The 25,673-nt window shown below is 71.0% G+C and carries 20 protein-coding genes; 9 read left to right on the top strand and 11 right to left on the bottom strand.

Annotated elements, in window-relative coordinates; genetic code table 11:
- The first annotated feature begins 274 nt into the window (after positions 1-274).
- On the top strand, positions 275-1,192 hold the full coding sequence (locus ACFPCY_RS15625) for a leucine-rich repeat domain-containing protein (protein WP_378255689.1): 918 nt from the start codon (positions 275-277) through the stop codon (positions 1,190-1,192).
- A gap of 185 nt (positions 1,193-1,377) precedes the next feature.
- Positions 1,378-3,198, top strand: a complete 1,821-nt coding sequence (locus tag ACFPCY_RS15620; RefSeq protein ID WP_378255687.1) for a hypothetical protein — start codon at positions 1,378-1,380, stop codon at positions 3,196-3,198.
- On the opposite strand, the gene ACFPCY_RS15615 is transcribed toward ACFPCY_RS15620, so the two are convergent.
- The 4 genes from ACFPCY_RS15615 to ACFPCY_RS15600 form a co-directional block, all read right to left on the bottom strand.
- Positions 3,195-5,084 carry an AAA family ATPase gene (locus tag ACFPCY_RS15615; RefSeq protein ID WP_378255685.1) on the bottom strand — a complete coding sequence of 630 codons (1,890 nt, stop codon included), beginning with the start codon at positions 5,082-5,084 and terminating at the stop codon, positions 3,195-3,197. The two genes, ACFPCY_RS15620 and ACFPCY_RS15615, sit on opposite strands and share 4 nt — an antisense overlap.
- A gap of 145 nt (positions 5,085-5,229) precedes the next feature.
- Positions 5,230-6,720, bottom strand: a complete 1,491-nt coding sequence (locus tag ACFPCY_RS15610) for a DUF2201 family putative metallopeptidase (protein WP_378255683.1) — start codon at positions 6,718-6,720, stop codon at positions 5,230-5,232.
- 869 nt (positions 6,721-7,589) lie between these two features.
- Positions 7,590-8,111 (bottom strand): hypothetical protein, encoded by a 522-nt coding sequence (locus ACFPCY_RS15605; RefSeq protein WP_378255681.1) that lies wholly within the window; start codon positions 8,109-8,111, stop codon positions 7,590-7,592.
- Positions 8,112-8,443: 332 nt separating this feature from the next.
- The gene (locus ACFPCY_RS15600) at positions 8,444-9,919 is read right to left on the bottom strand and encodes an MFS transporter (protein ID WP_378255679.1); all 1,476 of its coding nucleotides are present in this window, start codon (positions 9,917-9,919) and stop codon (positions 8,444-8,446) included.
- Between the two features lie 159 nt (positions 9,920-10,078).
- Here ACFPCY_RS15600 and ACFPCY_RS15595 point away from each other — a divergent pair, with 159 nt between their 5' ends.
- The 3 genes from ACFPCY_RS15595 to ACFPCY_RS15585 all read left to right on the top strand — a co-directional run bounded on the left by ACFPCY_RS15595 (position 10,079) and on the right by ACFPCY_RS15585 (position 12,881).
- Positions 10,079-10,879: a TetR/AcrR family transcriptional regulator gene (locus ACFPCY_RS15595; RefSeq protein WP_378255677.1), complete on the top strand. Its 801-nt coding sequence runs from the start codon at positions 10,079-10,081 to the stop codon at positions 10,877-10,879.
- A 255-nt stretch (positions 10,880-11,134) separates the two neighbouring features.
- The gene (locus tag ACFPCY_RS15590) at positions 11,135-11,554 is read left to right on the top strand and encodes a YciI family protein (RefSeq protein ID WP_378255675.1); all 420 of its coding nucleotides are present in this window, start codon (positions 11,135-11,137) and stop codon (positions 11,552-11,554) included.
- A gap of 1 nt (position 11,555) precedes the next feature.
- Complete coding sequence (locus ACFPCY_RS15585) at positions 11,556-12,881, top strand: RNA polymerase sigma factor (RefSeq protein ID WP_378255674.1); 1,326 nt, start codon at positions 11,556-11,558, stop codon at positions 12,879-12,881.
- Between the two features lie 114 nt (positions 12,882-12,995).
- Here ACFPCY_RS15585 and ACFPCY_RS15580 read toward each other — a convergent pair whose 3' ends face one another.
- Together ACFPCY_RS15580 and ACFPCY_RS15575 are read right to left on the bottom strand one after the other, a co-directional pair.
- On the bottom strand, positions 12,996-13,313 hold the full coding sequence (locus ACFPCY_RS15580) for a DUF6191 domain-containing protein (RefSeq protein ID WP_378255672.1): 318 nt from the start codon (positions 13,311-13,313) through the stop codon (positions 12,996-12,998).
- 82 nt (positions 13,314-13,395) lie between these two features.
- Complete coding sequence (locus tag ACFPCY_RS15575; RefSeq protein WP_378255670.1) at positions 13,396-14,277, bottom strand: NmrA family NAD(P)-binding protein; 882 nt, start codon at positions 14,275-14,277, stop codon at positions 13,396-13,398.
- Positions 14,278-14,366: 89 nt separating this feature from the next.
- On the opposite strand from ACFPCY_RS15575, the gene ACFPCY_RS15570 reads away from it, so the two are divergent.
- The gene (locus ACFPCY_RS15570) at positions 14,367-15,293 is read left to right on the top strand and encodes a LysR family transcriptional regulator (protein ID WP_378255668.1); all 927 of its coding nucleotides are present in this window, start codon (positions 14,367-14,369) and stop codon (positions 15,291-15,293) included.
- 734 nt (positions 15,294-16,027) lie between these two features.
- On the opposite strand, the gene ACFPCY_RS15565 is transcribed toward ACFPCY_RS15570, so the two are convergent.
- Entirely contained in the window at positions 16,028-17,413 is a 1,386-nt protein-coding gene (locus ACFPCY_RS15565) for an MFS transporter (RefSeq protein ID WP_378255666.1), read from the bottom strand.
- Positions 17,414-17,618: 205 nt separating this feature from the next.
- Entirely contained in the window at positions 17,619-18,524 is a 906-nt protein-coding gene (locus ACFPCY_RS15560; RefSeq protein WP_378255664.1) for a LysR family transcriptional regulator, read from the bottom strand.
- 133 nt (positions 18,525-18,657) lie between these two features.
- On the opposite strand from ACFPCY_RS15560, the gene ACFPCY_RS15555 reads away from it, so the two are divergent.
- Positions 18,658-19,305 (top strand): hypothetical protein, encoded by a 648-nt coding sequence (locus ACFPCY_RS15555; protein WP_378255662.1) that lies wholly within the window; start codon positions 18,658-18,660, stop codon positions 19,303-19,305.
- 42 nt (positions 19,306-19,347) lie between these two features.
- Here the strand turns inward: ACFPCY_RS15555 and ACFPCY_RS15550 are convergent, their stop codons facing one another.
- Together ACFPCY_RS15550 and ACFPCY_RS15545 are read right to left on the bottom strand one after the other, a co-directional pair.
- Positions 19,348-20,736, bottom strand: a complete 1,389-nt coding sequence (locus ACFPCY_RS15550) for an APC family permease (protein ID WP_378255660.1) — start codon at positions 20,734-20,736, stop codon at positions 19,348-19,350.
- A 152-nt stretch (positions 20,737-20,888) separates the two neighbouring features.
- Positions 20,889-21,656: a DUF6585 family protein gene (locus ACFPCY_RS15545; RefSeq protein ID WP_378255658.1), complete on the bottom strand. Its 768-nt coding sequence runs from the start codon at positions 21,654-21,656 to the stop codon at positions 20,889-20,891.
- Positions 21,657-22,012: 356 nt separating this feature from the next.
- Here ACFPCY_RS15545 and ACFPCY_RS15540 point away from each other — a divergent pair, with 356 nt between their 5' ends.
- Positions 22,013-23,365, top strand: coding sequence for a carboxypeptidase-like regulatory domain-containing protein (locus ACFPCY_RS15540; RefSeq protein ID WP_378255656.1), 1,353 nt, complete (start codon positions 22,013-22,015; stop codon positions 23,363-23,365).
- Between the two features lie 23 nt (positions 23,366-23,388).
- Here ACFPCY_RS15540 and ACFPCY_RS15535 read toward each other — a convergent pair whose 3' ends face one another.
- A complete protein-coding gene (locus tag ACFPCY_RS15535; protein WP_378256438.1) occupies positions 23,389-24,858 on the bottom strand; it encodes a beta-N-acetylhexosaminidase in 1,470 nt (489 codons plus the stop codon).
- A gap of 351 nt (positions 24,859-25,209) precedes the next feature.
- Here ACFPCY_RS15535 and ACFPCY_RS15530 point away from each other — a divergent pair, with 351 nt between their 5' ends.
- On the top strand, positions 25,210-25,662 hold the full coding sequence (locus tag ACFPCY_RS15530) for a ribonuclease domain-containing protein (RefSeq protein WP_378255654.1): 453 nt from the start codon (positions 25,210-25,212) through the stop codon (positions 25,660-25,662).
- Positions 25,663-25,673 lie beyond the last annotated feature (11 nt).

The raw sequence follows: 25,673 nt of genomic DNA, 5'->3' as shown, positions 1-25,673 counted from the left end.
ATCGTACTGACGGGTCCGGGCCGGTGAGGGGCCGCGGCGCGGTAGGGGCCGACTGTGGCCAGGCGGTTCGTCGCTTCGCCGGCGATTCGCGGAAGGGGAATTCACCCTCCGCGCCCTCCGCGGTCGCTGGGCATTTGGTGCATTTCGGACTTAAGGGGCCGGAGTCGCTCGTGATAGCGGGTCGGACTGGGGTGGAGTCCGACCGGAGAGGCTTCTTCGGGTCATTCTGCTAGTGGCGGGGTTTTTGTCAGTCGAAGAACCTACGATGCCGTGGGTGGAAATCGAGGCGGTTGAGGAGAGGCTGCGGGAGAATCCCGACGATCTGGCCTTGTGGGACGAATACGGAGGCCGGCTCAGGGAGCGGGGCGACACCCGCGGCGAGATGATCCGGCTGGAGCGGCACCGCGCCCGGACAAGCCCGGCACGGCGCGATCCGCTGACCCGCGAGATCGCCGCGCTGGTCAAGGAACACAAGGCCACCTGGGACGCGGAGCTCCCCCAAGGCGCGACCGTGGTGGCGCGGCGGTACGGGTTCGCCACCGGCGTCGCGGTCGAGTGGTCGGACGACGCACCCGTGGAGATCGAACGGGTGCTGCGGTCGCCGTTCGTGACGGCGCTGCGGATCAAGCCCCCGGAAGGTTCGCGCGACTACTGGGACGAGGAGGGCGACGACCTCGACAACGGCGGGGAGCCGCTGCCGTCCTCGGACGTCGACACCGGCGCGCTCGCGACCCTGAACCTCGGGCGGCTCACCGAGCTCGACCTGTCGTACCTGCGCATCGGCGCGCTGGGCGCGCGCACGCTCGCCGTCTCGTCCTACCTGCGCGGCGACGCGTCCCCGGGCCGGATCACGACGCTGGACCTGCGCTACTGCGCCGTCGGCGACTCAGGGCTCCAAGCGCTCGCCGAGTCGCCGAGCTTCGGCGGCGTCCGGCGGCTGCGCCTGCAGCGCAACCGGATCAGCGCCAAGGGCGTCCCCGCCCTGCACCGCTTCGAGCACCTGGTCGAACTCGACCTCCGCTACAACGAGATCGGCGCGGAGGGGGTGCGGACGCTGCTCGACGCCCCCTTCGCCGGCTCGCTCGTGCTGCTGCTGCTGCACCGCGCCGACGTCGGCGACGACGGCGCGGCCCTGCTCGCGCGCGCCCCCCAGCTCCCACCCGCGCTACGCGTTCTCTGGAGGTGCCTGTGAGCACTGAACTCCGCGACCGATCCACGGAACTCCGCGACCGATCCACGGAACTCCGCGACCGATGCACGGAACTCCGCGACCGATGCACGGAACTCCGCGATCGATGCATCGAACTTCGCGACCGATTCTTCGCGCTCTCGTCCGGAAACGCCTCGGCGGACGAGATCGGACGGTACCGGGCGGAGGTGGACGCGACCGTCGCCGAACCCGTGGCGACCATCGACGGGCTGGCCGTGACCTGGCATCCGACCGCGCGGTTCAAGGCGGTGCGGTTCGTCGACGCGGAGCTTCTCGACGAGGCGGTGCGCGAGTCGTTCGCCCGTCCGATCGAGGACGCGCAGTACCTCGCGGCCGTGTTCGCCGACCCGCACGAGCTGTCGTTCCGGACGTTCGAGAACATCCTGCCGCTGGACCGCTTCTTCGCGGACGTCCCGCTGGAGTTCGAACTCGGCGACCTCGACGAGTTCGCCGAGAACGCCTTCTCCTTCGCGATGCGCGTACCGGACGCGACCCGTTCCGGCCTGGAGAGACTCGACTCGCTCGACCTGTACGTCCCGCCGCTGAACGCCGGATCGCGCGGCGGCGAGCGCTTCATCTTCCATTCGGCGCTGCTCGCGGAGGCTCTCACCGAGGCGGTCGCCAAGGCGATGCCCGAGCCGCTGCTCGACGGCTTCTCGCACGTCAACCCGGTGTTCCGGTGCAACCGGTTCGAGCCCGGCGACGCCAATTTCCATCGGCATCGCGACACGCCGTACCGCGACGCCGCGCGCAAGCAGGTGTCCCGCTACACCGTCCTGCTCTACCTGACCGGTGGGACGGGCGAGGGCCAGCCGGTTCTCGACCTGTCCGGGGCCGGGGCGCTCACCGAGATCCCTCCGCTCACCTGCGTCGTCTTCGACCAGCGGTACGAGCACGAGGGCGCGCCCTACCGCGACGGACGCAAGGTCTTCCTGCGCACCGAGCTGGTGTTCACCGAGGAGCGGGTCGGGGACGACCCGGAGATCGGCGCGCTGTTCAGCAAGGCTTGCTACCTGACCGGTGAAAGCGTTTTCGCTCCCGAACTCGCGCGGCACGCCGACGACTACTACAACCGGGTCGCTTCCGCGCACTGGAACGGCCTCGCTGCCGCCGGCACGAGCGCCGCCGGCGAGCCGTTCGTCCACAAGAAGTTCCGGGGTGTGGAATTCGTGGCGAACGGCTACGACTTCTGGTTCGCGAAGGGGGACGGGCTCACCGTCGCCGAATGCGCCGCGATCACCCTGCTCGACTACTTCAACTGCAAGATCGGCGACAGGGCGTTCCGCGAACTCTGCGAGTCGGAGGTCGTCGAGGCCGAGGACGCGAGCTGGATTCCCGCGTTCCTGGCGGAGCGGCGCAGCGCCTCGGCCGTCCTGCCGTTCGACAAGTCCGTCCTGTTCCCGGAGGCCGAGGAGCCCGACGGCACCGACACGCCGTGCTGCGCCTTCCACATGGTCGGCCTCATGAACTATGAGATGTCACGCAACGCCGACGTGATCGACCACTTCCGCCGGGTCCAGGCGAAGGCGAAGAAGGAGGTCATGCCCGCGCCGATCCTGCTGCTCGGCGAGGAGGTCGTCCTCGCGCCCGACCGCTTCGTCGTCGAGGGCAACCTCATCCACGTCCTCGGCAAGGACGCGCTCACCCCGGTGAACTTCGCGGCCTGCCAGGGCCCGGACATCGACCCGAAGTTCTTCGTCGGCACCGCTGCCACCGTCGGCGCGGTGAACTTCCTCGTCCCGCCGATCCTGTTCGCCGAGACCGCCGACCACTTCCACCTGCGGTTCGACTTCTTCCGCAACTCCTGGACGGTCGGCCACGAGCAGTCCTCCGTGGAGATCCCCATGATCCGCCAGGCGCGGGAAGAGGACTTCGACTACGACGACTACTGGGACGAGTACGAGGACGACGAAGAAGAAGAGGACGAGGAGGACGAAGAACAGGACGAGGAAGCGGACGGAGACGACGAGGACGAGGACGAGGACTAGGGCCGCGTCGCCGCGCTGAGCTCGGACATCCGGGCCAGCGCGGACACCCAGAAGCGCTGCCGCTCCGGCGTCTGCCCGACGAGGTAGGTGGCCCGCAGCTTCGGCGGAAGGTGCCGGAGCAGGCGGGCCACCACGTCGAGGTGCCGTTCGAGCTGCGAGACCTCGGCGTTGGAGAACACCTGGTGGACGAGGTCGGTGTCGTCGGTGCCCTCCGAGGACGCCTCGGCGGCGGCCGCCAGCCGCGCCTCCCAGGCGGGCAGGTCGGCGGCGATCTCGGCGAGGCCGGTGCCGCGCCGTCCGGCCAGGCGGGCCTCCAGCGCGGTGAGCGGGACCGGGGCGAACTCGCCGTCCCCGAGGTAGATCAGCCCGGACTGGAGCGGCAGGCCGGCCCGGTGCAGCTTGATCAGCCGTTCCAGGGTGCGCTTGGTGACCCAGTCGCGGCCTTCGTCGTCGATGTCGTTCTTCCACCAGTCGAGCACGGTCTCGGCCGTCTCGCCGTAGGTGGAGATCAGCCACTCGTTGGCCGGGATGTCCTCCGGCCGCACCTCGTAGCTGACCGTGAACCGGCTGGCCTGCGCCACGTTGTTGCTGCTGACCAGCATCTTCCGGCCGAGATGGTACGGGGGGTTCTGCAACGCCACCTGCGCGCGCAGGTTCGGGATCGCGCGCCCGGCCAGCGTCCACTCCTGGGTGATCTCCATCAGCTTGGCGAAGGCCGCCTTGTCCTTCGGCCGGTTGTACTCGTCCCAGACCAGGACCTTCGGTTCCGGATCGAGCAGCGTGCGCGCCAGCATCGCGTCGAGGGTGCCGTCCGGGGTGGGGACGGGGACGCACAGGTCCTCGACGTTCGTCACCGGCAGCGAGAAGTACACCGGTTCCCGGCCGGTCTCCTCGCGCGCGATCTGCTTGGTGATCTCGGTCTTGCCGCATCCGGGCGGCCCCTGGAGGAGGACGGCCCAGCGGTGCGTCATCGCGGCGCGCAGGATCCGGCGGACCGGATCGGCCACCGTGGACGGGTTGCTCGCCCCGACCGTCCTCGCGATGTCGTCGAGGACCTCGGCCGTCTGATCGCGGCCCGGCTCGCCGTCCGGACGCTGCTCGACGAGCGCCAGCCGGCTTCCGTTCAGCAGCGGCAGGCCCCAGGCGAGCGGGAATCCGGCGCGCGCGCAGTCGAGGACGTGCTGCAGGGTGCGCGGCGAGAGCAGTTGCCGCAGGTGCGGGCTGAGCGAGGCCCACTGCCGGAACACCTCGCGCAGGTCCCAGTCGGGATAGCGCTCGGCGAGCGCCAGCCGCCAGGCGGTGTCGTTCGCGGTGAGCTTGAGCGTGACCATCCGGTCGAGGATCGCCAGGTCGGAGCGGCGCACGCTGGTCTCGGCCAGCGATTCGTTGTCGGTGAGGAAGACCCCGACGCAGCCCAGCTCGCGCAAATCGTACTCGCCCAGGTGCCAGTCGCACGCGATCTGCATGAGCTGCGACTGGACGGTGCTGCCCGCCTGCAGCGAGTCGTCGATGAGCAGGACGAACGGCCTGCCCGGCACGAGCTGCCGCATGACGAGCTGGCGCAGCGCCAGCTCACCCGTGCGCTCGTCGCGGACCGGCGCGTTGACCAGCAGGTCGTCCGGGGTGAGGTTCGCCGCGGGGACGACCACCAGTTCGGTGCCGGGATACCGCTTCGGGATGTAGGAGACGAACGTGGACGTCTTGCCGATGCCGTGCTCGCCGAAGATCTGCCCGGTCTGACCGGTCGCGATCATCGCGTCGATGAACGTCTCGAGCCTGGTGGTGGGGCCGTCCTCCGGCGGGTCCGGGTAGGTGGCGGTGGCTCTCCACTGGCGCTCGCCCCGATCGCCTGGCGGGCGGTGGCTCTGCGTCGGTGCGGTGGGCACGGGTGTGTTCTCCTCCGTCGTTGCGCGGACGTTCGTCGGCGGCGCGCTCATCGGGACGTTCCTGGCATCGATCACGGCGGCCTCCGTGGCGCCGATCACGGAGACGCCGATGGGACGATCACGGCGATCACGGCGATCCAGGTGATCATTGCGACGTCCGTGGGGGCGTTCCGGGAGCTGTTCCGGGGGACGCGACGCGGTGGCAGGCCATCGGGGGACGATGCCGGTCCGGCCAGTCGTCGCCGTCGTCGGTGATCAGCCAGATCCACCGGTCGGGGACGGCCGGGGTGACGTGCGCGGCGTACCCGTCGGTCACCATGATGATCGCGTCGGGTTCGATGTCCAGCCGCTTGCCGTCGACCGCGAGCCGGCCCTCCGCGTAGTCGACGACGTTCTGGAAGTTCGTCCCGCCTCCGCCGCGCACGCGCTCGCCGGGGACGAACGGCGTGACGACGCCGTCGAAGCTGAGCCAGTGGCTGCTCACACCGTCGGTCTGGCCGACGAGGGTGGTCAGCCACTCGACCACCGCGTCCGGCATCGACGCCGAGGTGTCGAACGCGATGAGCACCACCTTCTTCCGCTCCGGCCCGCGCCGGGTCAGCATCGGGTCGTGGCCGAGGGCGAGCATGATCGCGCCGTGCTTCTTCGGGTAGACGAGCCGCTCGGCGTCCTCCAGCTTCGAGGCGAGGACGTCCACCAGCCAGCGCTGCCACCACTCCACTCGCCGGGTCACGGGCGTCACGCCGCGCAGCTTGTCGAGGCCGAGATCGCCCCACATGCGGTCGATCCGCTCGCCGGCGTCGGCGGAGCGATCGGCCAGGTTCAGGAGTTCGTCACGGGCGGACTGGTTGCCGCGCAGCGCGGCCTGGACGACCTCGCGCAGCACCGCGTCGCCCACCCGCTCGACCGTCTCGGCGTCGAGCGGAACGCTCTGCCCGGATGCGCTGCCGTGGGGAAGGCTCCCATGAACGCAGTAGGACGAAGGGCGCAGTGCCAGCGATTTCATGCGGCGCAGCTCGCCGTAGACCGTGAGGTCGGTGTAGATGAACTCGCCGTAGGGCAGAGGCTTCAGGCCTTGCTGCCGGAGGTCCGCCTTGTACAGCGCGTAGACCTCGCGGGGATCCACACCGACCGGCTCCGGCGGGCCGCCGTTCTCTTGAGGAACCGTGGGCAGGCCGTCGCGGCGGAGCCTCAGCAGCGCGACATGGTTGATCGCCACCTCGGCGGCGAGCGTGAACCTCGGATCGGCGCGCAACTCCTCGTCCACGTACAGATGGCGGTGCATCAGGTGCCTGGCCTCGTGGAACAGGACGAACTTGATGCCTTCCTGGTCGAGCCGCAGGAAGAAGTGCGGGTTGTAGAGCAGGGCGCAACTGCCGTCACCGGTCGCGATGACCGCGGCCGTGGGGACGGCCGTCGTCGGGATGTGGTGATGGCATTTGGCATAGAGCCAGGACGCGACGGCGCTCTGCCCGATCCCGAAGTCGAGCAGCGCGGACTCCTTGCGCCTGCGAGCCTCCTCCACGATGTCCGGATCCGCCGGTTCCTCTGCCATGAGACGGCGCAGATCGGACAGGCGTGGGCCGGGCCGTCCCGTGATCTGGGCGAGCGTCCCGGTCGTCTCGCCGTCCGCCATGTGGTGTCCCGAAGTGAGTCGTCCTGTACCGACCGCAGAAACCCTAGCGAGACGTTCCGACAGTTCTGCGCGGGCTGATGGTGGCGATCACGCGCGAAGTCCGGCGGTGGGGCCATGGACTTGGCTGACCCGGGGCCCGCGATCGTCGTGCCCGATTCGTCGGCCGAACGATTCGTCCTCCGTAGGCGCGGACACGGCGAGAGGATCTCCGTGACCGTTCGTCGCCCGATGGGCGCCGTTCGCCGCACCCGCGATCGGAACTGACAACCACCTCGGAGGGACCCGCTAGCTTGGAACACGTCCGCCGGGGGGCTCTCTGGCACCGGCGTCCCAATCTGGGGGGTGAGGGGCGCCCGAGGTGCCGCCGAGCATTGGCGGACGAGGGGGGAATCCCACGCGGCCGAGCGGCCTCCGCTCCGGTCGCGTGGAACCCCTTCCCCTCCCTCGACCAGTGGCGGCGCACAAAAAAGCCAAGCCGCGCCCCGGTCGAGTTCCCTCCAAGCCTCCGGAACCGTCGCCTAACCGCGACCCCGTCCGAGTAACCGAGACGTTTTCGAGTGCCGTCCGGGCTGCTGGGACGCGTCCCGTGGGACGGCCAGGAGGTTGGTGTCCTGGCCGTCCGCTTCGAGGGCGGGCCTTGCCCTTGGGCGGTTGCGCGTCAGGTGCGCTCGGCGTTGGGGCTGAGCGGTGGCCTGGCGGGCTGCCGACAGGCTGCTCCGTCGTCCTGCTGGCGGAGTGGGGCCCGGCCGTCGTTCTTGGCAGGGAGGTCCTGCCGGGATGTCGAGGTGGTGAGGTGCGGGAGCCGAAGAGGTCGTTCGGGAGCTGCGGCCGGCGGTGCGGTCACCTCGACGATGGCGGGGTGTGGGGTGCTAGTTGAAGCAGTCCTGCTGCTTCAGTTCCAGGAAGACGCCGACGACCTTGCCGTGGCGGAGCTCGAAGGAGTAGATGGCCTTGCGGTTGCCCGGCGCGGTGACGTCGTAGTAGCCGTGGATGGTGCGGTGGACGCCCGGGTAGGCGTGCTTGAGCTGCGCGTAGGTGGAGCCGTAGTGGATTCCGCGGCTGGTCGAGACGCCCTTGGGCGCGCTGATCATCGCGACGCCGTACTTGTGCGAGATGTAGCCGCCGACGTTGTCGCGTCCGGTCGGGTGGCCCTTGAGGTCGTAGCCGATGCAGACGCGGTCGCGGTGCTTGACCACGACGGCGCCCGAGCGGAGCGCGGCCTTGGCGGACTCCCCGATCCGCAGCTTGCCGTAGCCGAAGGACGTGAGGTGGAGCTTGGCCGCGGCCTGCGGCGCGGGCTCGGCGGCGCTCGCGGCCGTCGTCCCCGCGGCGATGGCCAGTCCGGCGCCGAGCGCGATGACGGCCGGGCGGGTGATCGTGCTGAGTCGCATGTGTATCCCCGTTCTCGATGGACTCCTGCGGACAATGAGATGCCCACTCGTGATCACGGGTTCGCGGGTTCGGCGGATTGTTTGCGCGCTTGGCCAACTGTTTACGGTGGCGTTCGCGTCGTTCCCTCCGATACGGGACGAGCCGGGCCGCGGACGGATCGTCCCTTGGGCGCGGCGCCCCGCTGGGGCGGACGGCGGCGCTGCCTGGGCTGATGCGATCGTCGCGGCGAGGGCCTGGTGGCCGTCGCCGCGAAGGTCGGGGTGGCAATTGCGAGGGGTCGAGGGTGTCGGGCTGAGGTGTTCGGGCGGATGCCGGAGGTGGACTGGGCGGGTCAGTGGGTGGGTTCCTGGTCGGGGCGGGTCTGCTTCGGGAGCAGGAAGGTGGCGATGAAGCTGGCCCCCAGAAGGGCGATGACGGTCAGGAGGGTCGCGTTCATCGCGTGGTGGAAGGTGGGGCCGTCGGCGGTGAGGTGGTTGCCGAGGCCGTCGAAGAAGACGGTGCCGAGGACGGCTGCGCCGAGGGCGCTGCCGAGCTGCTGGACGGCGGTGAGCGTGCCGCCCGCGGCGCCGGTCTCGTGCGGCTCGACGCCCGCCAGGACGATGTCGAAGAAGGGGGCCATCAGCAGGCCCATGCCGAGTCCGGTGACGATCAGGGCGGGGGTGAGCTGCCAGGGGCCGACGCCCGTCTCGGCGAGGTGGAGGGTGAGGGCGATCCCGGCGACGCCGCCGGCCATGACGGCCGTCCCGGCGTGGATGACGCGGCGGCCGAAGCGGGACACGGCCTGGGCGACGCCGAATCCGGCGATCATGCCCACCGACCAGGGGATCTGCGCGAGGCCCGCCTTGAGCGGCGAGTAGCCGAGGCCCAGCTGGGTGTAGAGGCCGAAGACCAGGGCGAATCCGGTCATCCCGGAGAAGAACACGAGGCCGACGATCAGTCCGCCGCTGAAGCCGCGCTTGCGGAACAGGCTCGGCGTGATGAGCGGGTCGCCGCCCGCGCGCCGCATGCGCGTCTCGTACCGGACGAACAGGGCGAACACCGCGGCGGAGGCGGCCATCATCGCGAACGTCCAGGCGGGCCAGCCGTGCTCGCGGCCCTGGACGAGCGGGTAGACGATCAGTGCGGCGCCGAGCGCGGCGAGCAGGGCGCCGACGAGGTCGAGCCGGCTGGCGCGCGCGGCCCGCGCCTCGGGCAGGAAGCGCAGCCCGGCGGCGACGGCGGCGACGCCCAGCGGGACGTTGATCATGAAGATCATCCGCCAGCCGGTGCCGAACAGGTCGGCGTCGATCAGCCAGCCCGCGAGCACGGGGCCGCCGACCGAGGACAGGCCCATGACCGGTCCGAACAGGCCGAACGCGGCGCCCACCTCCTTCGGCGGGAACATCTCCTTGATCAGGCCGAGCCCCTGCGGCAGCATCAGCGCGCCGAACAGGCCCTGGAGCACGCGGGAGCCCACCAGCATGCCGGGTGAGACGGCGAGGCCGCTGAGCAGCGAGCCGACCGTGAACCCGGCGGCGCCGAGAAGGAACATCCGCTTGCGTCCGTAGAGGTCGCCGAGCCGTCCGCCGGTGATCAGGCCGACGCCGAGCGCGAGGGTGTAGCCGGCGGCGAGCCACTGCATGGTGCCCGCCGAGCCGCCGAGGTCGGCGCGGATGCTCGGGGCGGCGATCGTCGTGATCAGCGCGTCCAGCATGTCGAGGATCTCGCCCGCGAGGATCACCAGCAGGGCGACCCAGCGCCATCGGTAGAGCGTCTCGGGGACGGTGGCGGTGGCGAGCCCGCCGGATGTGTCGGTGGTGGTGGTCATCGTGGTCCTTCTTCGAGGGAGGACGAACGCCGTTCGTTCATCGCAAACACCGTTCTATGACCGATCGGCGTTCGTGTCAAGTACGGCATTCGTCATGAAGTACGATGTTCGTAGGCGGTTGAGGCGCCGCCCGGGACGACGAACGACGGGAGGACGCGCATGGCGACTCAGGAGGGCTCCGGCCACCGGCCCAGGGCCAGGGCTGCGGCGGCGGGCGGCAACGGCGTCGACGCGTCCCTCCCGGTGCCCGCGTGGCGCAAGGCGCGCAAGGCCGGAGGGGGGCCGCAGAAGCAGCCGCTCAGCCGGGAACTGATCGTCGAGACCGCGATCCGGATCCTGGACGCCGAGGGCCTGGACGGCGTCAGCATGCGCCGCGTCGCGCAGGAGCTCGACACCGGTCCGGCGTCGCTCTACGCGCACGTCTCCAACAAGGAGGAACTGCTCGACGTCATGTTCGACCGGATCTGCGGTGAGATCGAGCTTCCCGAACCCGATCCGGCCCGCTGGCGCGAGCAGATCAAGCAGATCGCGTACTCGATCCACCGGGTGATGTCCGCGCACGCCGACATCGCGCGCGTGCCGCTCGGCAACATCCCCACCGGTGTGAACTCCCTGCTCGTCAACGAGCGGCTGCTGTCGATCATGCTGGCCGGGAAGATCCCGCCGCACGCCGCGGTGTGGGGCGTCGAGCGCCTGTACCTCTACATCAACGCGGACGCGTACGAGGGGTCCCTCCACCTGTCGCGGCAGCGCGCGAGCGGCCTGTCCGAGCAGGAGTACATGGACCGGTTCCTCGCCCAGGTGCGGGAGTTCTTCGAAGCCCTGCCCGAGGACCGGTTTCCCGCCACCGTCCGGCACATCGGTCCGCTGCTGTCGGCCGGGGCCGAGGACGGTGAGGACCGGTTCGAGTTCGGTCTCGAGATGATCCTGCGCGGCCTGGAGTCCTACCAGGAGCGTTAGCCGAGGCGCGCGCCGTCCGATCACCGCCGCGTGAGCCGAGGGGCGCGCGTCTGATCACCGCCGCGTTAGGTCAGGCGCGCGCCGTCCGATCACCGCCGCGTGAGCCGAGGAGCGCGCGCGTCTGATCACCGCCGCGTACGCTGGCGAAAATTTCCGGGAAAAAGTTCGGCCCTCGTGTCGATCCCCGCCGCCGGCCGTTCGACCTACGGGTGAAAGGGCCGGACGGCGGCCCGGACGAGCCAGGGAGACACGGCCGTGAAGTACATGATGATCATGCGCGCCACCGACGAGGGCTACGCGTCGATGGCGGACGTCGACTTCGGCGAGATGCTGGAGACCGTCGGCCGGTACAACGAGGAGCTGATCAGGGCGGGCGTGCTGCTCGCCGCCGAGGGCCTGGCCGACCCCGAGGAGGGCGTCGTCGTCGACCACTCCTCCGAGACGCCCGTCGTCACCGACGGTCCGTACGGCGAGACCAAGGAGCTGTTCGGCGGTTTCTACATCCTGAACGTCGCGTCCAAGGAGGAGGCCGTGGAGTGGGCCAAGCGCAGCCCGCTGACCGGCCCCGGGTTCAAGACCGAGATCCGCCGCGTGACCACGATCGACGAGTTCCCGCAGGACAACGAGTGGATCAAGAAGGAGCGGGCCTGGCGCGAGGCCAACGGACAGCTCTGACATGTCCGATTCGCTTTCGGTGGCCGGGTCCGGTGGCGGGCGCGAGGCGGTCGCGGCGGTCTGGCGGATCGAGTCCGCACGGATCGTCGGGGCCCTCGCCCGCTACACCGGCGACTTCGCGCTCGCCGAGGACCTCGCGCAGGAGGCGCTCGCCGAGGCGCTGGTGAGCTGGCCGCGCGACGGAGTGCCGCACAACCCCGCCGGATGGCTGCTCACGGTCGGACGGCGGCGTGCGATCGACGCGTTCAGGCGGCGGTCCGCGCTGGACGACAGGTACGCCGCCCTGGCCCATGAGCTGGGCGAGGGCGGCGTCGCGTCCGGCGCGGCGCCCGCCGATCCCGCGCGGGAGGCCGAGGAGATGCTCTGGGACCCGGACCGGATCGACGACGACGTCCTGACGCTGATGTTCATCTCGTGCCATCCCGTCCTGTCGCGGGAGGCGCGGGTGGCGCTGACGTTGCGCGTGGTCGGCGGCCTGACCAGCGACGAGATCGCGCGGGCGCTGCTCGTTCCGACCGCGACGGCGCAGGCGCGGATCACCCGCGCGAAGAAGACGCTGGCGGCGGCGCGCGTGCCGTTCGCGCCGCCGGCGGCCGGGGAGCGCGCCGAGCGCCTCGGCTCGGTGCTCAGCGTCATCTACGTGATCTTCACCGAGGGGTCGTCGGCCAGCTCGGGCGGCGAGGTGATCAGGTTCGATCTCGCCGGGGAGGCGCAGCGGCTCGCGCGGGTGCTGAGCCGCCTGGTTCCGGACGAGCCGGAAGTCCACGGACTGCTGGCCCTGCTGGAACTCACGGCCGCCCGCTTCCCCGCGCGCACCGGACCGGACGGCGAACCCGTCCTCCTCGAACACCAGGACCGCCGCCGCTGGGACCGGGCCGCGATCCGCCGCGGACGCGCCGCCCTCGCCCGCGCCGAAAAGGCCGGTCGCGGCCTCGGCGCGTACGGGCTGCAGGCCGCGATCGCCGAATGCCACGCGGTCGCGCCGTCCGTGGAGGCGACGAACTGGGACCGGATCGTCCTGATCTACGAGGCGCTCGGCCGGCTCGCGCCGTCCCCGGTGGTCGATCTCAACCGCGCGGTCGCGGTCTCGATGGCGCGCGGCCCGGCCGCCGCGCTCCCGATCGTGGACGCCCTGGTCTCCGGCGGTTCGCTGGCGAACTCGCACCTGCTGCCGAGCGTCCGCGGCGAACTCCTCGCCCGCTTGGGACGCGGCGACGAAGCGCGCACCGAGTTCGAGAAGGCCATGAGCCTCTGCGGCAACGACCGCGACCGAGCGCTCCTCGCAGGCAAACGCGACGCCCTCGGCCAACGCGATGTGCTTGGCTGACGCGACGCGCTCGGCTGAGGTGGCGTGCTTGGTTGACGTGCGTGCTTGGCTGATGCGACGTATCGGGTGTCGCGGCCTTCGGCGAGTGATTCTTGGTGGGGCGGCTTCGGCGGGTCAGGCGTCGTCCGGGGTGCGTCGGACGATGGCGGTGCCGGAGTCGAGGTCGATGCGGGTGCGTGGGGGCGCGCCGTCGGATTCGTCGTCGCGCATCATGAGCGAGGAGGCGCGCTGGTCCTGCTGGTTGCGGTGCGTGCCGTGGAAGAACACGTCGAGCTCGCCGACCGCGATCGCCGAGACGGGCCGTCCGACCTCGTCGCGCCGCCAGGGCAGGCGGAACCGGCGGTGCGCCCACCAGCCCAGATGGTCGAGGACGGCGAACGCGACCAGTCCGAGGACGAGCCCGGGGATCGACATGAACGCGACAAGTGCCACGCCCGGTCAACGAGCGCGGCACTTGGGAGGTTTCGGTTCTCGAACGGGCGTGGCCGAAAAGGGACCGGCCGTTCGGTCCGGCTTACTCGGCGAAGGCGGGCTTGAGGACGTCCTCGCACCACTGGCGGAAGGACGTGCCGGTGCGCGAGCCGGGCGTCCGGGGCTGGGCGTGGTAGATGCCGTCCCGGTCGATGGCGGTCATCATGTCGATGAGGCCCTGAGCCGCGTCCTCGCTGGCCCCGTAGCTGATCAGGAGGGCCTTCTGCTCCTCGGGAGAGATCTGCTGGAAGCGGATCGGGCGGTCCAGGACCTCCGACATGATCTCGGCCATGTCGTTCGCGGAGAGGTCCTCGGGGCCGAGGACCTGGACGCCTTCCTGCCCTTCCCAGGTGTCGTCGAGCAGCAGGCGGGCGGCGACCGCGGCGATGTCGCGGACGGCCACGGCGGGCTGCGCGCGGTCCGGAGTGACGGGGGAGCTGAACACGCCCGCGGCCTTGAGCGACGGGATGTTGCGGAGCATGTTCTCCATGAATCCGGGCAGTTCGAGCGTCCGGTAGTGGACGCCGGTCGCCTCGATCATCTCGTCCATGGCGAGGGACGCGGAGATCTGGCCCGCGTTCCGGGTCGCGCCCCGTCCGAGCGTCGAGACGGCGACGACCCGCGCGACACCGGTCTCGGTCACGGCCTCGCAGAACGGACGCGTGAACTCGTTGAAGTGGCCCACGACGCTCGGCGCGGTCATGGCCGGCGGGACGAGCCAGAAGACGCTGTCCGCATCGGCGAGCGCCTTGGTCAGGAGCTCCCTGTCGTTGTGCGAGCCCTCGACGACGTCCACGCTCTCGCGCACGCGCGCGGGGAGGCGGGCCGCATCGCGGACGATGACGCGGACGGGCGCGCCGGCGTCCAGCAGCAGGTCGATGATCTGACGGCCGATCTGGCCGGTGGGGGTCGTGACGACGATCATTGTTACCTCCGTGGGGATGCACGGTCAGCCAACCCGTCCCGCCGCCGAACCTGAAGGACCGCTTCGATCGCGATTGATACCCTCCGGATATGAGTGGTCTGGAGGTGCGGCAACTGCGGTACTTCGTGGCGGTCGCGGAGGAACTCCACTTCGGCCGCGCCGCCGCGCGCCTCGGGATGGCGCAGCCTCCGCTGTCACGGGCGATCCGCGAGCTCGAACGGCACCTGGGCGTCCGGCTGCTGGAGCGCACCACGCGGAACGTCTCGCTCACGCCCGCCGGTGAGGTCCTGCTCCGGGACGCCCGGACCGCGCTCGAAGCGGTGGAGGCCGCCGACCGGCGAGCGCGCCACGCCGGACGGCCCGAGGCCCGGCTGCGGCTGGCGCTCAAGGCCGACAACGACGGCGGGATGCTGCCCGAGATCCTGGCCGCCTACCAGCGTGAACCGGCGTCGCTGCCGGTGGAGCTGATCTGGGGCGGACGCGGCGAGCAGCCGCAGGCGCTGCGGGACGGCCGCGCCGACGTCGCGCTCGTCCTCAGCCCCTTCGACGACCGCGGACTGGACGCCGAGCCGCTGCGCACCGAACCGCGCATCGCCGTCCTCGCGGCGGACGACCCGCTGGCGGCGCGCAGCAGCCTGAAGCTCGCCGACCTGGAAGGACGCCTGCTCCCGGACGGCACTCCCGTCGTCCCGGGCTCGCCGGTGCCGCCCCTCGCCGACCGGCAGTTCCAGGCGGCCCGGCGCGGCCTGATCGCGGAGCCGCGCCCGCCCGTGGCCGACCTCTCGCAGGTCTTCCGGCTCGTCGAACTCGGCTGCGTCGTGTGCCTGCTCCCGGCCTGGGTGACCCGCGCCTATCCGCGCGCCGAACTCGCCCACATCCCCGTCGAGGACGCCGAACCCGCCGTCCTGTCGGTGGCCTGGCCCCGCGACGCCCGCTCTCCGGCGACCGCCGCCTTCGTCCGCGCCGCCGTCCGCGCCTTCGAGTCCCCCGAAACCCCCGCCCAGCACGTCAGCTGACCCACGACACCGGACGCGCGACGACATGCGACAACGCGCCCGGCGCCCCGAACCTGTCAACCGGCAGTGGACGCATCGCGCCCACCGGCCTGCGATGAGCGTGTGAGAGTCCGCTGGTCGGCCCGCTGCTCGGCGCGCTGACCAGCGTGCAGCTTCTGCTCAAGCTTCCCGACGCGGTGGTGATTGACCACCGGGTCACCAGGTGGAAAACCTGGGGATCAGCGTGGGGAGAGCCTGGTGACAGCCAAGCTTTTGGCGAGGTCACCGCTTGTGCACCGAAGTTATCCACAGGCTGTGGAGAACGATGCGTTGGCGTACCGCTCCGGCGTAGCGTCGACAGTGCGCCAAGGCAGACCGCCTTGGGTTGTGGACGTCCACCAGGAGCGTGAGGCCAATGCAACGGAAAGCGGAAGCGCGAGAAGAAGCCGGGCGGACCCGGCTCGATCCCGCCGCTCGCCACTCCAGGTCCCCGCCTGGGCACGCACGCCGTCCGGTAGTCCCGGACCGGTAGTCCCGGACCGGTAGTCCCGGACCGGTAGTCCCGGACCGGTAGTCCCGGACCGGTAGTCCCGGACCGGTAGTCCAGGTCCGGTGGTCCGGTGGTCTCGGTCCGGTGGTCCCGGTCCGGTGGTCCCGGTCCGGTGGTCCCGGTCCGGTGGTCCGGGGCCAGCGGTCCCAGGCCAGTGGGTTCCAGGCCGGTGGAACAGGTTTGGGGTAGGCAGGGCGCGAAGGGCTCAGGTTCCTGTGCCCGCGCGTTCCGGTGTCCGGACGCTGCGGATTCGCGTGGTCAGGACGATGAGGGTGAGGAGGGCGGCGACCACCAGGACGGTGCCTGCGGAGGGCAGGGTGGCGACGGTGCCGAAGACGGCGACGCCCAGGGCGGTGCCGGTCTGGCGGGCGGCGTTCAGGGCGCCTTGGCCTGTGGCGGCGAGGTGGAGCGGGACGGCGGCGGACATGTCGGCGATGCAGGACGGGATCGCGAGGGGGCTACCGACGCCGACCAGGATCTGGACCGTGAAGACCGTCCAGAGAGAGGAGTCGCCTGCGGCGAGGACGATGCCGCCCGCGAGGTCGAGGGCCAGCCCGAGCAGCATCACCCGGCGGGCGCCGAACCGGACCACGGCCCGGCCGGTCAGGATCGGGACGAAGAGCACCGGCACGGTCATCGGCAGGAAGGCCGCGCCTGCCTGGAGCGGCGACAGACCCTTGCCGGAGACCATCCACTGCGTCAGCGCGAACAGGAGGCCGTAGTAGACGAACTGCGACATCACCCCGACGACCAGGTCGATGCGGACGCGGCTCAGCGCGAGCAGCGCGGGCGGCAGCACCGGTGACGCGGCACGCCGTTGCGACAGGGGCAGGACGGCGATGATGACCGCGGCGACCAGCAGACCCGCGAGCGGACGCGTCCTGAGCCAGCCGCTCGTTCCGCCGTCCACGAGGCTGAAGGTCAGCGCGACGAGCCCGGCGACCGACAGCAGGATTCCGGTGCGGTCGATCGGCTTGGACGTGCCGCCGCGATGCCCGCTGAGTCCGCGCGAGGTGGCGAGGGTGAGCAGCGCGACCGGGATGTTCACCAGGAACACCAGCCGCCAGCCGCCGAGCGCGACCAGCGCGCCGCCCACCACCGGTCCCCCGACGACGCCGATTCCGGTGATCGCCACGGTCGCGCCGATGCGCCGCGATCGCTGGTCCGGATCGGGGAAGAGTGCGGCGAGCAGCGCCATCGAGGCGGGCACGAGCCCGGCCGCGGGTACTCCGAGCAGCGCGCGCCCGGCGATCAGGACGGCCGCGTTCGGCGCGAGCGCGCAGAGCAGGGAGAACAGCGCGAAGCCCGCGAGCGCCACGCGGTAGACCAGGCGCGGGCCCCAACGGTCCGCGATCGAGCCGGACGCCAGCATCAGTCCGGCGAGGACGACCGTGTACGCGTCCACGGCCCATGGCAGTGCCGCCGCCGAGGCGTTCAGGTCGGACCGCATGTCCGGCAGCGCCACGTTCAGGATCGTCGCGTCGAGGGCGATCATGAAGTTACCCGCCGTGATCCCGGCGAACCGCAGCCCGGTGCGCTGCCGTCCCGCCGCGACGGCGACCGGTTCGGATATCTCGGTACTCAGGGACATGACCGCGAAGCTCCTGGTGAGGGGGAGGGGAACGGTCTCCACCTCACTCCTTCTGGGCGCCGGGAACCAGAAGCACTCCGCGCCCGCAGCGATCACGAATCGAGATCGCTCGCGCCGCCGGCCGCCCCCTCCCGGGCACGTGTCGCCCACCTTGGGAGCGTGCTTGGGCGGATGTGAACCGGCGCGAACGTCGGCGATCGTCTCGTCAGGGAACGGGGCGGCAGGCGGTCAGCAGGGCCGTGGTGCGTGGGGACGGAGTTCGGGGGACCACCAGGACGGCGGGCAGCGAGAGAGGCGGGGTGACCCGGCGGAAGGCGACGCGGGTCGTGCGGACCTGGGCGGCGGCGGTGGTGTAGACGACCGTCCAGCCTTCGGTGCCGGCGCCGAGGGACGCGAGGGTGTCCTGAAGGGTGCTGTGGGGCGGCCCGGGGACGGGGGTGAAGCCGGCGTCCTGGCATTCGCGGGTCACCAGGTCGACCAGGGCGGGGTTGGCGCGGCGGTCGGTGATGATCAGGGGGAGGTCGGCGAGCCGGGGCAGGGGAACGGGATCCTCGGCGGCCAGCGGGTGGCGGGCGGGGAGGGCGACCAGGAGCTCGTCCTGCCAGACGGGGACGAACCGGACGTCGGCGTCGGACGCTTCGCCGGGTTCGCCGGGTTCGCCGGGTCCGCCGGGCTCGCCGCGGATGAAGGCGCCGTCCAGTTCGCGATCCGCGACGCGACGGATGCGTTCTCCCGGCGACGTCGAAGTCAGTTCCACCCGGTATCCGGACGCGGCGAGGGACTCCAGGACGCTGGTCAGCCTGTCCCCCATGCCCCGGCTCGTCCCTATCCGGAGGATGGTTTCACGTGAAGCCACGTGCTCCGCGATCGTGTCCAGCGCCCGTCGTTCGGCGTCCAGGATCGCGCGCGCCGCGGGCAGGAACACCGCGCCCGCCTCGGTCAGCCGCACGTGCCGGGGCGAGCGGTCGAACAGCTCCACGCCCAGCTCGCGCTCCAGCCGTCCGATCTGCTGGCTCACCGCGGACTGGACGATCGTGAGGCGCTCGGCGGCCCGTCCGAAATGCAGTTCCTCGGCGACCGTCACGAAGTACCTGAGCTGGCGAAGTTCCATGGCGGGATCAGGGTATTGCGTACCCCGCCGCCACACTTGCGTTGCGGAGCGCGACGCTCTGCCACCGCGGCCGACCGCGCCGGGCCGGTGTCCGAGACGATGCTTTTGTGACCGGCTCGGAGGAGGAGTCGCCATGTACGACGAGACGGAGAGCCCCGCCCGGGACGAGATTCTCGATGTCGCCCGCGGCGACCGCATCGCGCTCTACGCGGACTCGGTGGTCGCCGCCGCCGCGCACGCGCTGCACGACATGGAGGAGGTGCTGTTCGAGCACGGCGTCTACGACCCGTACACGCGCTGGTCGGGGCCGCTGCCGGAACGCGTACTGCGGGCCTGCGAGGAGCGGTTCACCCGCGAGTGCTTCTACGTGGACGAGGTGGTCGAACCGGTCAAGCTCCTGGACACCGTGGTCTGGCAGGCGTCCGAGCATCTGGGCTCGGAGCTGGTGCCGGTCGAGGGCCCGGTCATGGCCGACTGCCGCGCCGAGGTCGGTTACGTGAAGCTGCCGCGCGCGGGCGCCGCTCCCCTGCTGGTGACGCTCGGAAGGCCGGACGAGGCGGCGGCGCAGATGATCATGGGCTCGGGGAGCGGATACCTGGGTCCGTACCGTCCGGGGCCGTGGATGTGGCACCTGACCACCCGCACGCCGGGCGACTACTTCATCGGCGACGGCACTCGCATCGTCACGCCCGCGCCGTCCCACGAGACGGCGGCCGAGGTCGGTGCGGTCGTCGCGGGAGTCCTCACCGGCGCCATCGTCCCGCCCTGCGGCGTCGACTGATGCCCTGACACCGCCGGACCGCTCTCACGCGAGCCCTCTCCCTCACGAGAGTGCTTCTGCTTGCCGGCGGTGTAGGACGAGCCATCGGCCGGCCAGGCCGAGGGTGAACATGATGACTCCCGCCAGGACGGACTGCCAGGGCAAGGTGACGACGAGGGTCACGCATCCGGCCAGGCCGAGGACGTTGAGCGAGCGGGGCCAACGACGGTCGGACGCGGGCTGCGTCAGCGCGGACGCGTTCGCGATCGCGTAGTAGACGAGGACGCCGAAGGATGAGAAACCGATCACACCCCGCAGATCGACGGTGGCGACCAGGACGCCGACCACCACGGCCAGCGCCACCTCGGCGTGGTGCGGAACCCGATAGCGGGGATGGACGGCGGCCAGCCAGCCGGGCAGGTCGCGGTGGCGGGCCATGGCGAGACCGGTCCGTCCGATTCCGGCGATCAGCGCGAGGAGCGCGCCCAGCGCGGCCATCGCGCCGCCGATGCGCACGACCGGTGCCAGTGCCGAAGAGCCGGCTGCGTCGACCGCGGCGGTCAGGGGCGCGGACGCGTCGCCGAGCCCGTCCGGACCGGCGGCCAGCAGCGCCGCGACGCCGACGACCATATAGACGGCCACGGCGAGGAACAGCGCGATCGGGATCGCGCGCGGAATGACGCGGCGCGGGTCGCGGACCTCCTCGCCCATGGTCGCGATCCGGGCGTATCCGGCGAACGCGAAGAACAGCAGACCGGCCGACTGGAGAATCCCGTACGCGCCGCCGGTCGTCCAGCCGTCGAGGTGCGCGGTGCTCGCGCCCCCGCCCGCCGCGATCCCGATGACGACGACGGCCAGCGCGGTCAGGCTCGTCGCGACGAGGACGCGCGTGAGCAGGACGGTCTTGGTGACGCCCCGGTAGTTGAGCGCCGCCAGCGCCAGGACGCCCGCGACCGCGACGATCCGCTGCGCCCACCACGGCCCGGGCACCGCGTACGACGCGAAGGTGAGCGCCATCGCCGCACACGAGGCGGTCTTACCGACAACGAAGCCCCATCCGGCGATGAAGCCCCACCAGTGGCCCAGGCGCTCGCGCCCGTAGATGTACGTCCCGCCGGAGACCGGGTACGCCGCCGCGAGCTGCGCCGACGCGACCGCGTTGCAGTACGCGATCACGGCCGCGACGACCAGGCCGATCAGCAGGCCCGTTCCCGCGGCGCGCGCGGCCGGTCCGAACGCGGCGAAGACTCCCGCCCCGATCATCGACCCGAGCCCGACCACCACCGCGTCCCCGGTCCCGAGCCGTCGCGCGAGCCCCCCACCCCGCTCGTCCTGCCCCTCCCGCTGATCCGAGTCGCCCGGGGCGCTGCGCTGGTCAAACGCGAGCCGCCGTTCCCACTCGGCCTGCTCGTCGGGGGCGGAAGGGGGTCTTCTGCCGTCGGGCTGCGGCACTGGGGTCCCTTTCCGGTAGCCGGACCGCCTGTGCGGTCCGGTCGCTGCTCTGAACACGTATCACGCGTTCGCGTCGTTGTCGTGACGCGCGGGTGGCTCGTGGCAGGCGCCGAAGGGAAAGGACGGCCGGGGCAAGGGACGGGACGGGCGGGTCAGCGGCGGGTCTGGGAGTTGGTGCGCAGGTAGTTCGCCACCGCGATGAAGACGAAGAAGTTCGGGATGCGGCTGACGGACGTCGTCGACAGCGACAGCCACTTGCCGGTGACGCGCAGCGAGACCAGGCCGTTGCTGACCTTGACCTCGTCCACCTGGTGCCAGGGGACGGACTTGGTGCCGGAGCCGACCTCGTCCGGGGTCAGCCAGAGCGGGCCGAACTCCAGCCGCTGCCCGGCCTGGAGGCGGGCCACGGCCTGCGGGAGCTGGGCGTCCGTCACGGCCTGCTGGATCGCGGGGCCCCACTGCTCGGGATTCGCGAAGCCGCCGCGCAGCGTGACCTGCTCGCCGCCGACGTCGGTCAGCGTGTAGGCGTAGGTGATGCGCGTGGTCTGTCCGTAACGCGTGTACCGGACGATGTCCTGGAGCACGCTCGTGCTGTCGTACCGGACGGCCCGGAACTGTCCGCCGAACGCCGTCGTCAGGCCGCGCTCGAAGAGGTCGAGGCGCGCGTCGCGGTTGCGTCCGGCCATCTGCGAGTAGCGGAAGTAGGCGTACAGGCACATCAGGAACGGGACGCCGAGGATGGCCACGAGCGCCGGGTACCCCGTGGCCAGGGACAGCAGGCACAGCACCAGCAGGACGATCGCGGCGATGCCGACGCGGTTGGCGTGCCGTGCCTGGGCGTCCGCGATCGACGGGTAGGCGGCGCGGTGCGCGCCGAGATCCGTGCGCGCGGCGAGTTCGCCGATCTGCTGCTCGGTCACCTTGCCGCCCCCTTGGCTTCGGCTTTCCCGGAGAACGGCCCACCCGTCCCAGCGGAACGATCCATCGCCATTCCGGCGGTCGCGGACGGGTCCGTGGTCCGTTCTGCTCGGAGTGGGCCGACCGCGAGTCTCTAACAGACGAGAGTGTCTGACAAGAAGCGCGGACAGAAAGCCCGATAGATCACGATTGCGCGACTTCGGGCAACCGGGCCGCCCGCTCGCGCGTCGCCTCATCACCCGCCTCGTACCGCCCCACCGCCCACGCCCCCCATCCACACCCACCTGATCCACACCCACCTGATCCACACCCCCGACCCACAACCACCCCCGACTTCCTTCACACCCGGAGGGAACACTTGCTTCGCATCGCCACGGTCGGTGTCACGAGCACCCTGCTGCTCGGCACGCTCACCGCCGTTCCGGCGTTCGCCGACGGAACGGCCTCGGTCACCATCGCCGCCGCGCCCACCTCGGTGGACCCCGAGCACCCGACCGCGACCATCACCGGCAAGGTCACCGGCGCGGACGGCGCGCCGGTCGCGGGCGCGCCCGTCGAGCTGTCCGCCCCCGCCGACGAGGGTTCCGTCACGTCCGGAACCACCGACGAGGCCGGCAACTACACCGCGACGCTCTCGCCCAACGGCACGTCCGACTCGGTCGTGGTGGCGGCGAACGTGCCGTCGCTCGGCCTGAAGTCCGAGCCGGTGACCGTCCAGATCGTCCGCGGCCAGACCGACACGGTGCTGACCGCCGACCGGTCCACCCTGAACGAGGGCCAGGCGCTGACGCTCAGCGGCGCGGTCACCTACAAGGGGACGGCCGTCCCCGGCGGGAAGGCCGTCATCGGCCAGACGCCGGACGCGAGCTGCATCGCGCCCCCGTTCACGCCGCAGACGCTCACGATCGGCGCGGACGGCAAGTTCAGCACGAGCGTCAAGCCGTCCTGCGCCGGAACGTTCTACGTCGACTCCACCCCCGCCGGCCTCTACAAGGGCGGACGGGTCACCCTCGGCCACACGTCCGTCCGGTACGCCGGACGGCTCGCCTTCTCCACCACGATGGACGCCTACGGCCAGGTGACCGCCTGGACGAACCTGTACTCGCCGTCCGGCGGCGGGCAGGTCTACAACCGGAAGGTCGTCCTGGAGTACTCCAGCAACGGCACGACCGGCTGGAAGACCATGAAGACCTTCTCGCCGTGGAACAGCGGGTACAAGACCTCGCTGCGCGTGTACTACTCGGGCTACTGGCGCTCGCGGTTCCTCGGCGACGCGACCTACGCGCCGTCGGTCTCGCCCGTCCGGAAGCTGTGGCGCTGGTCGACGAAGATGTCGAAGCTGAGCGCGTCCAGGACGTCGGTGCGCAAGAACCAGTACATCACCGTGTCCGGGACGCTGAGCCGCTGGTACGTGTCCAAGGGCGGTTACGGGGCGTTCGGCGGGCAGAGCGTCCGGATCATCTTCCGCTTCAAGGGCAAGAAGACCTGGTACCACGTCAAGTGGGTGAAGACGGACAAGAAGGGCCGCTTCAGCGCGAAGGTCCGCGCGTACGGTGACGGCTACTTCGCGGCGGTCTTCGCGGGCACGAGCGACACGTGGGCGGCCGGGACGCCGAACGACCGGTACGTGAACACCTACGCGATCCCGTCCCCGGGAGAGCGTTCGGGCCCCGCACCGGTCACCACCGTCCTGCCCTGGCGCGGCGAGTGAGCCTCACCCCGACCGGCTGACGTTCAGCTCTCCCCGTACTTCGGAGAGGTGTAGGGACGGCCGAGGATTCCGGGCCGCTGCTGGTACGGCAGCGGCCCGTCCGGCCGGCGGTAGTCCACGCCCATGGCGTCCAGCCGGGCGTAGTGCTCGGCGCGCATGCGGCGCTCGAAGTCGTCGTAGTCGCGTCCCTCGGACGGCGACCAGACCGCCTCGGCGAACGCGGCGAGGCGCGGGAAGACCATGTAGTCGATGCGCTGCTGGTTCTCGGTCTGCTCGGTCCACATGTTGGCCTGCGCGCCGAGCACGCGCGCCGCGTGCCCGGTCCCGGCGAGCTTCGGCGGGACGGGGTCGAACGCGTAGACGTCACGGAGCGTCTCGATCCAGCCGAACGGGACCGGTTCGTCCGGATGATCGCTCTGCCGGTGGTCCAGGTAGACCTCCTGCATCGGGCACATGACGACGTCGTGGCCGGCTTCGGCGGCCGTGACGCCGCCGTCCCGGCCGCGCCAGCTCATGACGGTCGCGCCCTCGGCGAGCCCGCCCTCCAGGATCTCGTCCCAGCCGACGAGCCGCCGGCCGCGCTCGGCGAGCCAGCGGTCGAAGTGCCGGATGATCCACGACTGGAGGCCGTCCTCGTCGCCGACGCCCAGCTCCCGGATCCGGGCCTGCGCGGACGGCGACGCCTTCCACTCGTCCTTGGGGCACTCGTCGCCGCCGACGTGGACGAAACGGCTCGGGAAGATGTCGAGGACCTCTTCGAGGACGCCTTCAAGGAACCGCAACGTCGCTTCTTCGGCGTTGAGGACGTGCGGGTTGACGCCCCAGTCCGTCTTCACCTCCAGAGCGGCGGTGTCGATGACGTCGGTGTTGCCCAGTTCCGGATACGCGGCGATCGCGGCCTGCATGTGCCCGGGCAGGTCGATCTCCGGGACGACCGTGATGTGCCGTTCCGCCGCGTACGCGACGATCTCGCGGAGGTCGTCCTGCGTGAAGAAACCGCCGTGCGGACGCTCGTCCCACCGCTCCGGCCGACCGTGGCCCAGCTTCGTCCTCCGCCGGGACGAGCCGACCTCGGTCAGCCTCGGATACCGCTTGATCTCGACGCGCCAGCCCTGGTCGTCGGTCAGGTGCAGATGCAGGACGTTCAGCTTGTGCGCGGCGATCAGGTCGATGTACCGCAGGACGCCGCTCTTGGGCGTGAAGTGGCGCGCCACGTCCAGCATGAATCCCCGCCACCTGAAGCGCGGCGCGTCCTCCACGACGACCTGCGGGAGTTCGCCCGTTGCGGAACCGGCTCGCCGGAAGGCGTCCGGGCCGAGGAGCTGGCGGAGGGTCTGGCGTCCCCAGAACACGCCCGCCTCGTCGCCGCCGACGATCTCGACACCGTCCGCGCCGACGGTGAGGCGGTAGCCCTCGGACGGCAGCGCTGGGTCGACGCGGGTCCGGACCATCCCGTCGAAGGGCACGCGCGCCGCGTCTTCCGGCGCGGAGATCCGGGCGGGCCGGGGGACCAGGTTCAAGATCGTCACGGAGTCGTTCCTCTCCCCGTCTGTATCGGTCCAAACGGAACTTATCGCGCGCTGGCCGGGGTGCGATCTTTGTGCCTGGATCGCCCGCACACGTCTTCCGTGTCCGTCCCGGCCTCGGGGCCGTTTCGCGCCCGGTGGTCGATCCGGGCCGTCCGAAACCGCGCCACGGGCGACTGCGGGACGCGCGGATTGCCGGACGGAGACGAGTGGGTGGCCGTTGCGCGGCGGCTCGGATTTTGGCCACTGTTGCCATATTTCGGACGTGTCCTTCTTGGTGAACATGGGCGGTGTTCGTCCCCTCGCCAAGGAGGCCCCGTGAAGCAGAGCACGATCGAGAAGCGCCCCCGTCGCGCCCGCCGCACCCGCCCGGCCCGGACGTCGTGGGCCAGGCGCGTCGTCGTCACCGCCGTCGCGGCCGCGTCGGTGACCGGTGTCGCGGTGAACGTCCCGGCCAGCGCGTCGGTGTACCAGTCGTGCACGCTGTCCACCTGCGCGGACGGCAGCAGCGCGGCGAAGATCTGGGCGTCCAAGGGCTGGCCGTCGAGCAGCGGCTGGTACTCGTGGCCGGACGGTCTCTACAACTACACCGGCGGCGTGTTCCAGAACCGCGAGGGCCAGCTGGCGAGCGGCGTGTCCTACCACGAGTACGACGTGTACTCGCGGGCCAAGGGCGCGCACCGGGACGCCTACCGGATCATCCACGCGAGCACCGGCAAGGTGTACTTCTCGCCCGACCACTACTCGAACTTCTACCTTCTCCCCAACTGACGACCGGGGAG

The sequence above is a fragment of the Actinomadura gamaensis genome (assembly GCF_042652125.1).
Classification (GTDB): domain Bacteria; phylum Actinomycetota; class Actinomycetes; order Streptosporangiales; family Streptosporangiaceae; genus Spirillospora; species Spirillospora gamaensis.
Note: the sequence above shows the minus strand (reverse complement) of the source record. Positions and strands in the feature narration are given on the sequence as shown.